Raw genomic sequence first — 15,584 nt, 5'->3', positions numbered from 1 at the left:
GTGAGATAAGAAAATGTATCGAGAAGCAAAGCAGAACTGACGGTAAATTTATTTATTTTTCCATAAGTAAGTTTTTTCAATGTGGACTCATTCTTTAGTAATCAGTATCCCTTATTTCGGACTAGACACTTAGCTTACTCGAGATTAGTCATCCCCTAGCATAGCAAAAAATTTATCTAGGTTTGGCATAATCACGATTTGTGTTCTTCTGTTTTTTGCCATATTGTCTTTAGTATCGTTAGGTACTAAAGGATCATAACTAGAACGCCCAGCAACAATCAACTGATCAGAAGCAACTCCAAATTTATTTTCAAGTCGTCTTACAATCGCAGCACTTCTTCTAGCGCTAAGATCCCAGTTATCTATAATATAACTATCTTTTTTTATAGTTCTACTGTCGGTGTGTCCTTCTACCAAAACTTCTAGGGAAGGTTCAGAATTTAAAACCTTTGCAATTCTGGATAGGATTTCGTCTGCATCACTCCCCACTCTAAAGCTACTGTCACCAAAAAGCAGGTTGTCGTCAATATTGATTTTCACCATAGTTTCTTCAATAGAAATATTGAGGTCACTCCCAGACTCTCCCATATTTTTAGAAATGTTATGAGCAATAGCGATGTTCAACGAATCTTTTAAAGACTTAGCACCTTCGAGTTTAGCAGCAGGAACACTTTTTAAAGTTTTTCGCATTGCAGCTTTGTTGTTTTCAGATAGGACTAAGTTTTCGTTCGGCACTTGTACCATCATACCTTCTTTCTCCGTACTTAAAGAGGCTATTTTGTTATTGTAACCCTCCACACGCATTTCAATCTGCTCCATTTGACTTTCCAGATCTTCTTTTTCTAAACGCGTTTGTACGAGCTCAGATTCCGTCTCATTCAAATTACCCTCTAGTTCTGTATATTTCTTTTTGGATACACAGCTAGCAAGAATTACAGATAGGCTTACGGCCAAAAATAATGTTCTTTTTTTTATCATAATTTTAATTTAATTTGGCGTAAATAACGGCATTATGCTAAAACATGTTGCCATATGATACTTAGTATTTTGTTAAAATGAGTAAATAAAATTTAAAAATATATGTACATAATCTTATCTATACTTGGGTTTTAGGCCTGTTTCTGAAATAGAAATAGTCTATTTTTTATTTCTATTTTTGAACGAGATGTTATCTGGATAGTATTTTTTTAAGCGTTTTGGTGCAATTCCTAGCTTAAAAAGCATCACCAAAAGAAAGTCTACAGTAATTTGAAAAATGAGCCCATTGTTTCGAAAGCGTCGGCCGGAAGTGACCACGGCTAGCTTAGATTTTTTAAATCGGCCTTCACGCCGTAGCCGATGTTGAATTTCGACATCTTCCATAAAGGGAATAGGTTTAAAACCAGTGACGGTTTCAAAAACTCGTTTCTTAATAAATAGGGCATGGTCACCATAAGTGAAAAACTCAAGGTTCCATTGACTGAACCACGTGTATATTTTGAAAATAGGATTTGGGTCGTCCACCACTAGTCGGAAACTGCCACCCACCGTATTCTTAGCTTTACAAAGCTGATAGATAGAGGCATAGGCCTCCTTGGGGAGAAAGGTATCCGCATGAAGAAATACCAATATTTCTCCTTGTGCGTGTCTAGCTCCTAGATTCATTTGTAAGGCACGACCTTTTGGAGAGCATAAACGCTTTACCTCAGAAAAGTCTTTAACGATTTCTAAAGTTCGATCATTGCTTCCCCCATCGACCACAAGGATTTCAAAATTCCCCTTTAATTTCAAGGTATGCCTTAGGGTTTTCGCTATATGTGTTTCTTCGTTAAGGCTAGGTATGATGATACTAATAAGCATAAGGCAACAGGCTTCTTGGCGTTAAGCGAACTTAGATCAAATTCAGAATAAAACAGCTCTATACTGAATGAGTTTGTACATAAAAATCACAAAAAACGATAAACTCGCCATTAGCTCCAAAACCGTAGACGTTAAAAAGCCTAGAAAAGATCCTAGTGCCGCTTTTAAAGCGGGTCGACTCGCCTTTTTGGCAAAAACCACTTCACCTAAATAAGCTCCAACAAAGGGACCGATGAGAATTCCTAAAGGAATAGGAGCAATGAAGCCTACCACAAGTCCAACCCCTGCACCATACATCCCAAATTTACTACCTCCTAGTTTTTTTGTTCCTAGAATAGGAATGATGTAGTCTAGGATTAAAATGAGCAACGTCACTGCCAATGTGATCCAAAGCAGACTGGAACTCACTTCTACTTCGGGGACCCAGAATAACAATAAAATCCCCAACCAGCTTATGATTAATCCGGGAACGACAGGAAGGACGCTGCCTACTAAGCCAACTAGACAACAGATAAATCCTAAACTGATTAAAAGTATACTCATCGTGAAATTCTGTAAAATTGAACTTAAAACTAAAGAATTAGCTCCACTAATCCCGTATTTTTGTAAAAACTATTAAAATGAGTTCACTTTATATCCATATTCCCTTTTGCAAACAAGCTTGTCATTACTGTGATTTTCACTTCTCGACCACCTTAAAGCACAAGTCTAAGCTGGTGAAGGCGATATGCAAAGAACTCATCTTGCGGAAAACCGAACTCCCAGCAGCAGTAGAAAATATTTATTTTGGAGGAGGGACGCCTAGCTTATTATCACAAGAGGATTTAGATCTTATTTTTGAAACTATTTATGGCCATTATGAGGTTGTCGACCAGCCTGAAATTACGCTGGAAGCTAATCCAGACGATTTAGATCTAGAGTACCTAAAGATGTTGTACAACACCAAAGTTAATAGGTTGAGTATTGGAGTGCAGTCCTTTTTTGAAGTGGATTTAAAATTGATGAACAGAGCTCACACTGCTGAAGAAGCGGAATCTTCTATTTTGCTTGCTAAACGGTTTTTTGATAATATCTCTATCGACTTGATTTATGGTATTCCCGATATGGATGTGGAGCGTTGGAAAGCCAATCTAGCGAAGACTATAGAACTCGAAGTATCCCATATTTCTAGTTATGCGTTAACGGTCGAGCCCAACACTCCCCTCAAGACGTTTATTGATAAAGAAATTATCCCACCAGTAGACGACGATCTGGCCAAATTGCATTTTGATATTTTGGTGGAAACCATGATGGCAAATGGCTTTGAGAATTATGAATTCTCCAACTTTGGGAAACCTGGGTATTTCTCTCAAAATAATACGGCCTATTGGACAGGCAAGTTTTATCTCGGCATTGGACCTTCGGCACATAGTTTTGTCCATACCACCAGAAGTTGGAATATCAGTAACAATCCAAAATACATCAAGGCTATAGAAGCAGATGAACTGCCTTACGAACAGGAAGTCTTGAGCACTACAGATCGCTATAACGAATATGTTATGACACGATTACGGACCAAATGGGGCGTGGATATGAAATATGTAGAAAAAGAATTTGGTTTGGTTTATGCAGCCTATCTAACAGAACACTTGCAAGATTTTCAGCAGCATGGTTTACTAGTGCTTAAAGACGACTTGCTTCAGGTGACGGGGGAAGGAAAATTCCTATCGGACGGGATTGCGTCAGAATTATTTATGCTCAATCTTAAATAGATAATTGAGGTAGGTCTACCTTTAAATCAAGGCTTATGAATATCGAAGAACTCCGAGATTACTGCCTTAGTAAACCAGAGGCAACTGAAGACTTTCCTTTCGACAAGGACACACTAGTTTTTAAAGTAAAAGGGAAATTATTTGCCATCACCTCTTTAAAGAAGTGGGAAGCTGGCGACCATAGCCTTAATCTCAAATGCGACCCAGAAAAGGCTGTAGAGTAAAGAGAAAAATATCCTGATGAGGTTTTTTCAGGCTATCACATGAACAAAAAGCATTGGAACACCGTTGTCGTAGATGGCTCGCAACTTTCTCCAAAATTCATCAAACACCTAATCAATCATAGTTATGAGTTAGTGGTGAGTAAACTTCCAAAATTTAAACGAGAAGGATTGATCTAAAAGCTTGGAAGATAAACATCATCATTTCATAGCGGCAAATAGTTCAATAACTCTATTTTTGTAATTCAATTTTATACTTATGCCTACACCAGGATCTATCTATTCTGAATTTATTTCTCGATATACCACTGATTTAAAAGCGGTAAAAACTCAATTGCTGTGGTCCAGTATGCTGCGTTTAGCCGTATTTCTAGCGATAGCCTTTGCGATGTACTTTTTTTGGTCCTCGACAAGAGTTGTTATTGGCTCTGTGATACTTGGAATTGTACTGTTTTTGATTTTAGTCACCAGGCACTCTAAAATCCAGTATAAAAAAGCAAAGTTGAAAGCGTTGCTTCGACTTAACGAAACTGAACTTAAGGTGTTAGGTCTTGAGTTTTCTGACTTGCCCACGGGAGAAGTCTATAAAAATCCAACGCACGCCTTTAGCCAGGATATCGATATTTTCGGGAAACATTCCTTTTTTCAATATCTCAATAGAACAGCGTTAAAAGAGGGGGAAGAAAATTTAGCCTCCAAATTGACCTCAAACTCTATAAATGATATCGAGCTCAAACAAGCTTCTATTAAAGAGTTAGCCGAAAAAGTGGAGTTGAGACAGCACTTTACCGCCGATGCGATTTTGGTGGATACGGAAACCAAGGCAAACAGCATCGTGAGATGGATTACCGCTTACCAGCGTTTTGTTCCTAAGGTGATGACTTGGTTACCAAAGGTATTTTCAGTGCTATCCTTGGCCGCAATACTAGGTTATTTTTTCAATGTCCTCAGCGGTGCTCAACTTTTGCTTTGGTTTTTGATCGGTTTAGGAATTACGGGTTTCTTCTTGAAACGCATCAATGAATTGTCTAGTCATGTGAGTCAGGCGCAGAGCACCTTTCAGCAGTATTTTAAATTATTAAAATTCATCGAAGATGCTGAATTTAATTCGAGTTTACTTCAATCCTTTCAATCAAAAATCCATTCAGATTCAGCTAAAGCGAGTCAGATTTTGAAAGTACTTTCAAAACATATCGATGGTCTAGATCAAAGGAATAATATCTTACTCGGTATCGTTTTAAATGGTTTTATGCTTCGTGATCTTACGCAATCTCTTAAGATTGAAAACTGGATTGCCCAAAATGCTACTCAGGTTGACAGTTGGTTTAAAGTGATCGCCGAGATCGATGCCTATAACAGTTTGGCCAATTTCCAGTTCAACCACCCAGATTATGTTTTCCCTATTATAAAGGATTCAGGATGCTTTACCAAAACTGAAGGTGCTGTTCATCCTTTAATAGATCCTAAAGACGCGGTGCGCAATGATTTTGAAATTAAAGACAATCAGTTTTTTATCATTACGGGAGCCAACATGGCTGGGAAAAGTACCTTCTTGAGAACAGTTTCTACACAAATCGTTATGTCCAACGTAGGCTTGCCCGTCTGTGCAAAGTACTGTGAGTATGTTCCTACAAAATTGATCACCAGTATGAGAACCGTAGATTCCCTCGCCGATGAAGCTTCTTATTTCTTTGCTGAATTAACTCGACTCAAATATATTGTAGATGAAATTCAAACCGATAAGTATTTTATTGTTTTAGATGAAATCTTAAAAGGCACCAACTCTACAGATAAAGCCATTGGCTCCAGGAAATTTGTCGAGCGCTTGGTCAAAGCCAATGCTATTGGGATTATTGCAACTCATGATCTTAGCCTTTGTGAGGTTGCTGATGAATTACCACAGGTTCAGAATTATTATTTTGATGCTGAAATCGTCAACGATGAGCTCAATTTTGATTACACCCTCAAAAAGGGGATATGTCAAAATATGAATGCTTCGTTTTTACTTAAGAAAATGAATATTGTAGAGTAAGCTAAGCCTTACTTTTTGACCCGCTTTTCGTTTTGTTTGATAAAGGCATCCCAACCGGTATAAGATTTTCCTAGGTCAGGTTTATTGCTATTATAAAAATGACATACGGCTGCTGCAAGTCCATCGGTAGAGTCCAAATTTTTGGGAAGCTCTTTGATCTTTAGCATTTGCTGTAGCATTTTAGCGACCTGTTCTTTACTGGCGTTTCCGTTTCCTGTAATGGCCATTTTAATTTTCTTGGGCAGATATTCAGTAATGGGGACTTGCCTTGATAAGCCTGCCGCCATAGCGACTCCTTGCGCACGTCCAAGTTTCAACATGGATTGGACATTTTTACCAAAAAAAGGGGCTTCAATAGCAATTTCATCGGGATGGAAGGTATCGATAAGATCGATGGTCCGATCAAAAATCAGTTTGAGTTTAGTGTAAGGGTCATCGTACTTTTTAAGCATAAGTTCATTGAGTTGAATAAACTTCATCTTGTTATTGACAATCTCGATGACACCAAATCCCATGATAGTGGTGCCTGGATCTATGCCTAAAATAATTCTTTCTGTCGCCAATCTCTTATTTATTCGTTATTTCGGAATGTGATATAACCCCTTACAAAACTAAGCAATTCTAAACGCTAGCTATCAAATTTTTGATAGTAAGTCTAAGTTTTATCGTAATTCATAAATTTATCCAAGAGGTTCCAAACTCACATTGGCAACTGGTTTATAATTCTTCACAGCTTATTATTTTACTGGGAATAGGAGGATATTTCTCTCCACTGAATTGGATAATAGCGGAAGATACTAGTCTATACCATTATTCAGATCAGCGGGATCGTAGCCTTGTCTACACTTTTTTATAGCTTTTATTTTCGATGTTGAGTTTCTCTGGAAGTCTTGAATGGAGAGACCTTCGGTTTTCGAAGTTATTATTGTAAAATGATAGGGATTTGTATGTGCAAAGCAACGGGAACACTTCTTTTTTGTGCTGGGTAGGTTTCAGGGAGTTGAAAGATAGCTTCTTCAAGCCAAGAATTGATCTGCGGGTTTTTTAATATCACTTGATCAGGAATGACGACCTGTTGAATAGAGATTTTTCCTTTGGCATTGATAAATAAATCTACCAGAATCGTGTCCCGTTCCTTGTTGGAACTTGAGATTTTCTGTTGACTTAACCGTGAACTGATCCTGTTTTTGATTTCATCTTCAAAGCAAGTTTTACTCTCTGCTTTTGAAGTGACTATTCCACAGGTTTGGAAGGTTGGGTAAAAATCAACTTCTTTCCAATTGATAGAATTGAGTTCTTGTTCCAAGATTTCATCCGCTGATTGCTTTTTGAAATTGAAATCTTTACAAGATAAAAGGCCAAGTATAAGAATAAAGGTTAACCACCGATTCATAAGGTAAATGTAATTAAATGCTTTCTTTTGAAGAGATTTTGTTTTTGGATTCTATCCACAACGACATGTATTTTGTACTTTGAGTAGTGTGATGCATCAAGATTTGCCCAATAAAATTTTGTTGTCGATGTCCCTCTAAATTGGAGTTGAGTTTTGTTAAACGTTTAAAGAAATTGGCAGAGTGCACTTTGTACTGAAAGCGGTTGTTGATAATCTGGAAACCATTGCGTTGCGCTATTTTCCAACGTTTGGGCATAGTGTATAAGTTGATGGCTTGCCTTGCTATTTCCTCAGCCGAATTGGCAATTTCTCCACACCAAGGTAAATCACCACAAAGTCCTTCTGCGCCAATAGTGGTGGTAATAGAAGGAGTGCCGGCCTTCATACTGTCTATGAATTTACCCTTAAGCCCAGCACCAAATCGGACAGGACCCAAAAGAACTCTAGCATTTTTAATACATTCAATAGCATTTGGAGCTCTGCCTTTTATTAAAAACCCTTGTTTTGGGTTATGAAGTTGCTCCACCTTTTGAGACGTGTAGGCGCCATACACATGAACCTCTGCTTCTGGGATAGCCGCTTTAATAAGTGGCCAGATCTCTTCTTTTAAAAAGAGGGTTTTGTCCCAATTGGGGGCATGTAAGAAATTACCTATACTGATAAAGTTCTGGCGATCTTCAAAGTTTGGTAACTCACGGATGTGCTCATCTTTGATAGGCTTGAGTAAAAATGGCATATAAAGAAGTAAACGCCGACTTACCTTAAACTGATCGACCAACAGCTCAATCTCTGCTTTTGAGATGATCAAACTCATGTCCGATCTTAAAATCGAAGCGATTTCTCGCTTAGCCATATCAGAATATAGAAACTCTTTTTTGAAGGATTTCTTTTCTTTGTAGGCTTGTTGTCTGCCTTTTCTTAAAAAATGAAGATCCTCGGTGTCTAAAATCCGAACTGCTTCGGGGCAGTGTTCGGCCACTCTCCAGCCAAATTGCTCTTCCATCATAAACCGATCAAAAAGCACATGGGTAGGCTGCTCTTCATTGAGAAACTCATCAAATACCGAGGTATTGACCTCTATTTTTTCTTGCCGAATTCCCAGCGCTTCTAAATCTTCGGCATGTTCTGAAAAATTAGCTGGAGAGGCGTAAACGATATCAAACTTTCGTTTCAAAAACAATTCTATGAGTTGCATCATTCTTCCTCCAGCGGCCGAAGAATTTGGCTCAGGCCATACAAATCCAATAATTAAAAGTTTAGACCCACTCATAGTTTTTAAAATCGTTTTTTTGCGAAAATCGTAAAACAATACCAATTTAAACCTATAATGCCGCAATAAATCGTTTTACCGATACGAATTCGGCACAGGCTTTTTTCGCTTGCTTTTTATCAAAAACAATTACCGTAACTAAGGCTATGCTAATTATTTTTAATTTCAACGAATCAAAAAAAAATTCAATTTATTCATACAACATTATAAATTTAATTTGGCATAAGGTAAATTTTGATAAAGATATCTGACTTATTTTTCGATACATTTGAAATTAAATAAAAAGTAAATGAGCAAGTTGGATTTACAGCCCGAGCTTTGGGTAGAAAAGTATGGGGATTACTTTTTCTACTATACGATGTCTAAAGTAAATGATAGGGAAACCGCTAAAGACATTGTGTCTGAAACTTTCCTTGCAGGATTAAAATCCAAAGCTAACTTTGAAGGTAGATCTACAGAAAAAACTTGGTTGTCTTCTATTTTGAACAGGAAAATCGTGGATTATTATCGTAAAATTAATTCCAATAAAGGCAAATCTGAAGTCAAAATAGATTACTCGAGTCAGGACCAAGACGGGTCTTGGCTTGAGGAGCAGGTGTCCAGTTCAGATTCAGCAGAAAACCAGATGGAAAATAAAGAATTAGGAGAAGCTATTTTAAGCTGTCTAGAACATATTAATCCCAAGCATGCTGAAATTTTTAAGATGAAAACGATGCAGGATTATGATAATGATGTCATCTGTAAGGATATGGGGATTACGTCGTCTAATTTATGGGTGATTATTCACAGAGCAAGAGCCGCGCTTGCTTCGTGTTTAGATAACTCTTGGTTTAAAACATAATAATGAAAGATATGTTAGAACAAAAAATACCTGCCTCTTGTCTAAAAGTTGCAGAATTTAGCGATAAAAAGCAATATACTGAAGCTACGTTTTGGGAAAAACTGAGAGTACGGATTCATATTTTACATTGTAAACACTGTTATACCTATCATGATAAAAATGAACAGTTAACAGCACTTATGGAGAAACATGAATTTAAGTTGTTGTCCAAATCAGAAAAAGAGGATATCAAGGCGAAGCTTAGTTTATAAAAAGAAATTCCATACCAGTCCAAACCTGATGGCAAAATCCCGATAAGGGTAGCGAGGAGCAGAAAAATTGCTATTTCCTTGAAATAGGGTCGTAAAGTTTTCTAATTTTAAGTAAATCCTAGCCTCTCTTATTTTAGCATTTATAAAGAAGTCTGCCGTGTAAAATCCTCCAAGTTCTTGAAAATCTTGAATTGCAAATTCTGAAAGTATAGGATCGTAAGCCTTGCTCATAAAGCTAGAAAAGTAATTGAAAGTTAAACCTGTTTGTAAGTAAAGCGCTCTGTCGAAGAGGTAGTTGTCATAGAATAATGAGTTTCTGGTCACTATTTCAGGGACTGGAAATACAGACTCTCCATCCAAAACATTTTGATACATAATGGTATTTGCTAGATTTAAATTGCCGTATTTGAAATCCTTTTGAGCTTTTATCTTAAAATAGCGAATCTGTTGGTCAGTTTGTAAGGGTCTTACCAAACTATCGGTGACAGCTCCTTCAGCAGTTCTTTCAAATCCGAAGTAAGCATGATTGTCGATTTGAGTAAGTGAGGCACTAACTTGGCCATATACTTTAGATTCAGCTTTCACTTCTAAACGTTGCGTATTGACATTATCAAAATCGGGGTTGTACCAATTGTAATTTTTGTAATCGCTTTGGTTCAGAATCCAATTGAAGTTAGGCGCAGAAGAGCTTATATCTAATTTTGCAGCAAACTGTAAAGAATCGGAGAGCGTCATACTCGCTTTCCCATGAACTTCATACCCATCATAATCACCAGTGATATTATAGGCGGCTTGGCCTTCTAGCTTGAAGGCTTTATACTCTTTTAGGTAGGTTCCCCCCAGGCTTACAATATCCGTTTTCAAACGGTTAGGAATGGTTTGGTCTTCGTTCACTAGGATTGTTCTATACCCGTAATTAAGATTTTGATGCCTTGCCATAAAGCCTATTCTGCCCAAATACCTTTGGTAGTACGATAAAATCATCGTATTGGAAACGTTTTGATACTCTACTTCATCGTTGAGGTTCGAATTTTCAAAGCTTGCTCCAAAAATCGCATTGGCTGTCCCTTGAGTAAATTGATATTCTTTGTCTGTAAAATCTAAAATATGGTTTAAGCGGACTTGTCCATTCTGGGTGGAATCGTTTCCTGGTCGTATATTGTAAAATTGATTGAGATAAAAACGTTTAGCATCTAGCTTGGTCTCTGCATTGGTAAGTCTAACCTCTGCTGTTGCTCTGTTTTGAACCTCTTCTATTTCATCGATAAATTGTTGATTGGCTCTGTCGGTAAGTCCGCCGCTTTGCTGATTCAAGATATCCTGAGTTGCAAAATGCGATCTTACAAAATACCGGTTATCGGTAGTTCTATAATTAAGTCCTAATCTTAAGTTTCCCGTACTAGCCAGAGATCTTTGGTAGGTTCCTAAAGATCGCAAACCTTTATAGGCTATAGAAACATTTAGGTTTGGCTTTAGATTGGTTGCAAATGTCGCATCTATGTTTTGTCCTTGCTCGTAGACCGTTCTAAAGTATAATTCGGTAAATGGGGTGGGGACCTCGTAATAGGGAATATCCTCTACTTCCAGATAATTGAAATGTTTTGCTCTTGCTCCAAACCTAGGTAGGGCATTAAGATGATTGAAGGAATACCCTAGCTCATTATAAGGGAGGCCAACATTAGCAAAAGGCAATAATTCGAAATCGTCTTTACGCAAATAATTATAGGCATAATCCTTACGAATACTCAATGTGGTATCCACATAAGTAGTGTCGTTACTTATGCTGATGATTTTGTATTTGGAGATTATTGGTTTATCTCGATCGTCTTTAACGGAAGTAGTTTTGTCACCTCTTTCAAAACCTTCATCATCCGGTACCTCGGACCCTGTGAGCTTTCTTTCTTGAGCCGACGAAAAAGAAGAACAGAATAGAATAAAAATTAAAAGGTATACCGACTTCATGTTCTATTTTAAAATGTTAGCAAAAGTATCATTTTTACTTAACTTTAGATGTATTTTAGAAATCGATATGGATTTTCATATTTTGACTTTTTAATGTAATTATGCTCCAACCTTATTTTCAATCCAAAAAACTAGAATGTGGTACCGACGAAGCGGGTCGAGGTTGTTTGGCAGGTCCAGTCACCGCGGCAGCAGTTATTCTCCCCAAGGATTTTAAAAACGAACTACTAACCGATTCTAAACTGTTGTCCTCCAGTAAACGTGAGTTCTTAGAAGTTATTTTGAAAGAGAGTAGTGTAAGTTTTGGAATAGCCCACATTATGATGGAAACGATAGATGAGATTAATATCTTAAATGCATCCATAAAAGCCATGCATGCCTCTATACAACAACTTACACCAGATCCTGAGTTGATTCTGGTCGATGGAAATAGATTCCATACCTACCCAAATATTCCTCATCAATGTATTATAAAAGGAGATTCTAAATTTCTGAGCATAGCGGCAGCTTCCATTTTTGCCAAAACGGCTCGAGATGCCTATATGAAAACTATCGATAAAGAATTTCCTATGTATGGTTGGGCTCAAAACAAAGGCTATCCCACAAAAGCCCATCGGAAGGCTATCCGAGAGTATGGAATTACCAAATACCACAGGCAGAGCTTTAAATTACTGCCAGACTCAGAAGGAATCTAAATTTTAAAACCAACCTATAGAAAGTCACTAAAATTATAATTTTCAGCTTAATTTCGTTATTAAATTTTATATGTCTATGCGTTTCTCACTTTTGATGTTTTGTCTTTCGTTGTGTGTAATCTCTTGTGATTTTAATGCAGAATCGGCCCAGGGTGAGTTGATCGATTTTATCCCGTCAAAATCCATTTTGGTATTGGAGTCCGAATCGCTTTCAGAAACCTTGGAAGATTTTATATCGACAGACTTATTCGAGAATAATAAATCTTTGCCTTTATTTAAAGAACTTCAAGAAAACTTTAGGTTTGTTAAGTATTTTGAACAAGATGCAGAAGCCTTTTTGGCGGTAACCCCAATTGGAGAGAGAGAACTTGCCACGTCTTTAATCATTAAGGATAAATATTTGAACTTAGATTCGCTTCAGTTGTCCAAGGAACAGAAAATCGAATATGCTGGAAAATCTATCTCAGAATTTAATCTAGAGGGGTTTACATTTTATTCAACTCTTCTTAACCGTGTAAGAATCGCTTCAGAGTCAAAACTGATTATCGAAAATGTGATTCGTGCTCATAATAATCAATTCAAATTCGATGCTATTTTCTATAAAGCCCATAAAGCAGCAACAGGAAATTCATCGGTGTTTATAAATCTAGAGGAGGCCGATTACCTTTACCAAAATGAATTCGATGAACTTTCACCAAAGTCTTTACAGGGTTTGGGGAAATGGTTAAGTGTCGATCTGGATGTTTCTAGTGGGAATTTAAAATGGTCTGGGGTGATTCTCTCTGAAGAGAATTCCAAAAAATTACATTTATTTAATGGGACATCGCCCACTTCCTTTAGACTCCACGAAGTGACGCCCACCAATGCAATAGGATTTATGAGCCTCAGTTTTTCTAGCTTTGAAACCCTTCAGAAGAATAGAGCGAGTCAGAATTATTCAGCTACATCCACCTTCAAGCCTCTTTTTGAGAACACAAACGAAGTAGGAGCTATTCAGCTGGAAAATGGAGCTTTGGTGTACGATATGATTAGTAATAATGTCACTCAAGCCCTGGATTCTCTTAAAGTCATCAGCGAAGAAGAAAGCAGTTTTAGGAATCAGACTATTTATAGTTTTGAACCAGAAAATGTCTTTGCAGATTTCTCCCCCTTGGTGTCCAATCATAAATTTGCGGCGTTTACAGTGTATGATAGTCACTTCCTGTTTGCAAAGGATCGGGAGATCTTAGAAAACCTCTTGGTGAATATCGATAACAGGTCTGTGCTCAGCGAATCGTCTTCCTTTCAAAATGCCGTTGGCGTGATGAGTTCTTCCGCACACATCACCTGGGCTGGTCAACTTGATGAAATTATGGATAGATTGGAGACCTCTGCAACGACAGACTTTCTACCCAATCTAAAAGATCTGGATACCAAAGCTTATAAATCTGTCATTATGCAGGCGACGCAAGAGGATAGTTTTGCATTTGTAAATGGGATAATCGCTAAAGCCAAAGCCGAAACAACCTCTACAGAAGCCATTCAGGCAAGACGTATCAAGTTGGACAATAACATTGCTACAGATCCACAATTTTTTATCAATTGGAGAACTCGCCAAAAGGATATTGCGATTCAGGATAGCGAGAATACCCTTCATCTTATCGATAAAAATGGAAAAACACTATGGACTAATTCTTTAGACAGTAGGGTAGTAGGTGAAATTCTTAGCTTTGATATTTTTAGGAATACACGATTACAAATGGCTTTTACCACCCAAAATAAACTTTATGTTTTAGATAAAAACGGAACCAATGTCAACCCCTTTCCTTTGGACTTTAAAGATTTAGTGACCGAAGGTCTTGCTATTTTCGATTACGATAATAACGGTAAGTACAGATTTGTAGTGGTTCAAGATGAGGATATCCTTATGTTTAATAAAGAGGGTAAGCTCATTAAAGGGTTTGATTATAAAGCGCAAGGACCAATACAGCGAACTCCGCAGCATATCCGCATTGGCAGGAAAGATTATATTTTGGTAGAGAACGACTTAGGACTTAAAATCTTAAGTAGAACTGCTTCAGAACGCGTAAAACCAAATCAAAAGCTATCTTCTTCTCCAAATGCATGGGGATTGTATAACTCTAGTTTTACAGGAACTAATACAGATGGGGATCTTATCGAAATTGCCGAAAACGGGATAGTACAGAAAACAGAACTCGGTTTGTCCAAAAACCATTTTACAGCAATACATGCCAAGCATGTAGTCACTTTTTCTGAGAATAAACTCAACATTAATGGAGTAAATAAAACTTTGGATTACGGTTTGTATTTTCCCCCACAAATTCACGAGCAGTCCACTAGGACCTTTTTTAGTATCGTAGATCAGCAGGCCAAAAAAGTTTACCTATTCGATGAACAAGCGGAGCTTGTACCTGGTTTTCCTGTATTTGGAAGTTCTCAAATCGATTTGGATATGTCCAAGCCAAGCCAACTTCATTTTACGGTAAAAGGAGATGATGAAGCTTTATTGCTGTACACCAAAAACTTCTAAACTTCTAAGAATTCAGCTTCAAATAGCTCGGCAAAGTGTTTTTTGAGTTTAGCTTTTACCTCGTCGACAGGCACCTCTTTTTGGCCGATTTCCACGTTTAACGAAGTCACTGCTTTGTCTTTAATTCCGCAAGGAACAATATTGTCAAAATAGTCGAGGTCTGCATTCACATTGAAGGCAAAGCCGTGCATGGTCACCCAACGCGAAGCGCGAACGCCCAAAGCACATATTTTTCTAGCAAAGGGTGTTCCTACATCTAGCCAAACCCCGGTTTCTCCTTTGCTTCGTTCTGACTTAAGGCCATATTCTGCCAGGGTAAGAATAACCATTTCCTCTAGGAGGCGTAGATATTTGTGGATATCGGTAAAGAAATTTTCAAGGTCCAAAATAGGATAGCCAACAATTTGTCCAGGACCGTGGTAGGTAATATCTCCACCTCGGTTTATTTTATAAAAGGTCGCTCCTTTCTCTGCCAGCTGCTTTTCGTCTAAAAGTAAGTTGGCCAAGTCGCCGCTTTTCCCTAGTGTATAGACATGCGGATGCTCTACAAAAATAAAGCTGTTATCTGTTGGGAGTTCGCTTTTTTCACGCTTGTTTTTTATTTTTGTATCAAGGACTTTTTGGAACAATTCTTCTTGTAAATCCCAAGTTTCTTTATAATCTTTCCGTCCTAATTCCAGAACTTTTATCGTTTTATTCATCGTCTTATTATTGAATTACAAAAGTAGACTTTCTAAAGAAAATGTTTTCTTTATTTTGATTTTACCTCTGTTTCCTTAACAGTTTTTCGGCATTTAGT

Annotated in this window: 14 protein-coding genes and 1 pseudogene; 7 read left to right on the top strand and 8 right to left on the bottom strand. The window is 37.5% G+C overall.

Annotation, left to right across the window (positions count from 1 at the left end; genetic code table 11):
* Positions 1-144 precede the first annotated feature (144 nt).
* From P700755_RS04040 to P700755_RS04030, 3 genes are all read right to left on the bottom strand, one after another.
* The gene (locus P700755_RS04040) at positions 145-978 is read right to left on the bottom strand and encodes an OmpA/MotB family protein (protein ID WP_015023463.1); all 834 of its coding nucleotides are present in this window, start codon (positions 976-978) and stop codon (positions 145-147) included.
* A gap of 159 nt (positions 979-1,137) precedes the next feature.
* A complete protein-coding gene (locus P700755_RS04035) occupies positions 1,138-1,839 on the bottom strand; it encodes a TIGR04283 family arsenosugar biosynthesis glycosyltransferase (protein ID WP_015023462.1) in 702 nt (233 codons plus the stop codon).
* A 42-nt stretch (positions 1,840-1,881) separates the two neighbouring features.
* Positions 1,882-2,382, bottom strand: a complete 501-nt coding sequence (locus P700755_RS04030) for a DUF456 domain-containing protein (RefSeq protein WP_015023461.1) — start codon at positions 2,380-2,382, stop codon at positions 1,882-1,884.
* A gap of 77 nt (positions 2,383-2,459) precedes the next feature.
* Between P700755_RS04030 and hemW the strand changes: the two genes are divergently transcribed.
* The 3 genes and pseudogenes from hemW (at position 2,460) to P700755_RS04015 (ending at position 5,843) form a co-directional block, all read left to right on the top strand.
* Entirely contained in the window at positions 2,460-3,590 is a 1,131-nt protein-coding gene (gene hemW / locus P700755_RS04025) for a radical SAM family heme chaperone HemW (RefSeq protein WP_015023460.1), read from the top strand.
* 35 nt (positions 3,591-3,625) lie between these two features.
* A pseudogene (locus P700755_RS04020) lies at positions 3,626-3,991 on the top strand (MmcQ/YjbR family DNA-binding protein).
* A gap of 79 nt (positions 3,992-4,070) precedes the next feature.
* On the top strand, positions 4,071-5,843 hold the full coding sequence (locus tag P700755_RS04015) for a MutS-related protein (protein ID WP_015023459.1): 1,773 nt from the start codon (positions 4,071-4,073) through the stop codon (positions 5,841-5,843).
* A gap of 8 nt (positions 5,844-5,851) precedes the next feature.
* On the opposite strand, the gene ruvC is transcribed toward P700755_RS04015, so the two are convergent.
* From ruvC to P700755_RS04000, 3 genes are all read right to left on the bottom strand, one after another.
* On the bottom strand, positions 5,852-6,406 hold the full coding sequence (gene ruvC / locus P700755_RS04010; protein WP_015023458.1) for a crossover junction endodeoxyribonuclease RuvC: 555 nt from the start codon (positions 6,404-6,406) through the stop codon (positions 5,852-5,854).
* 359 nt (positions 6,407-6,765) lie between these two features.
* The gene (locus P700755_RS04005; RefSeq protein ID WP_015023457.1) at positions 6,766-7,236 is read right to left on the bottom strand and encodes a hypothetical protein; all 471 of its coding nucleotides are present in this window, start codon (positions 7,234-7,236) and stop codon (positions 6,766-6,768) included.
* A gap of 13 nt (positions 7,237-7,249) precedes the next feature.
* Positions 7,250-8,506, bottom strand: a complete 1,257-nt coding sequence (locus P700755_RS04000; protein ID WP_015023456.1) for a glycosyltransferase — start codon at positions 8,504-8,506, stop codon at positions 7,250-7,252.
* A 289-nt stretch (positions 8,507-8,795) separates the two neighbouring features.
* Here P700755_RS04000 and P700755_RS03995 point away from each other — a divergent pair, with 289 nt between their 5' ends.
* Both P700755_RS03995 and P700755_RS03990 read left to right on the top strand, forming a co-directional pair.
* Positions 8,796-9,347, top strand: a complete 552-nt coding sequence (locus tag P700755_RS03995; protein ID WP_015023455.1) for a sigma-70 family RNA polymerase sigma factor — start codon at positions 8,796-8,798, stop codon at positions 9,345-9,347.
* A gap of 2 nt (positions 9,348-9,349) precedes the next feature.
* Entirely contained in the window at positions 9,350-9,598 is a 249-nt protein-coding gene (locus P700755_RS03990; RefSeq protein ID WP_015023454.1) for a hypothetical protein, read from the top strand.
* Here the strand turns inward: P700755_RS03990 and P700755_RS03985 are convergent.
* Positions 9,593-11,560, bottom strand: a complete 1,968-nt coding sequence (locus tag P700755_RS03985; RefSeq protein ID WP_015023453.1) for a putative porin — start codon at positions 11,558-11,560, stop codon at positions 9,593-9,595. The two genes, P700755_RS03990 and P700755_RS03985, sit on opposite strands and share 6 nt — an antisense overlap.
* A gap of 101 nt (positions 11,561-11,661) precedes the next feature.
* On the opposite strand from P700755_RS03985, the gene P700755_RS03980 reads away from it, so the two are divergent.
* Positions 11,662-12,255, top strand: a complete 594-nt coding sequence (locus P700755_RS03980; protein ID WP_015023452.1) for a ribonuclease HII — start codon at positions 11,662-11,664, stop codon at positions 12,253-12,255.
* Between the two features lie 76 nt (positions 12,256-12,331).
* A complete protein-coding gene (locus P700755_RS03975) occupies positions 12,332-14,785 on the top strand; it encodes a hypothetical protein (protein ID WP_245536001.1) in 2,454 nt (817 codons plus the stop codon).
* Here the strand turns inward: P700755_RS03975 and lipB are convergent.
* On the bottom strand, positions 14,782-15,486 hold the full coding sequence (gene lipB / locus P700755_RS03970) for a lipoyl(octanoyl) transferase LipB (protein WP_015023450.1): 705 nt from the start codon (positions 15,484-15,486) through the stop codon (positions 14,782-14,784). The genes P700755_RS03975 and lipB overlap by 4 nt on opposite strands.
* Positions 15,487-15,584 lie beyond the last annotated feature (98 nt).

Origin of the sequence: Psychroflexus torquis ATCC 700755, assembly GCF_000153485.2 — a bacterium.
Taxonomy (GTDB): Bacteria; Bacteroidota; Bacteroidia; order Flavobacteriales; family Flavobacteriaceae; genus Psychroflexus; species Psychroflexus torquis.
This window is presented reverse-complemented; position numbering and strand designations above follow the sequence as displayed.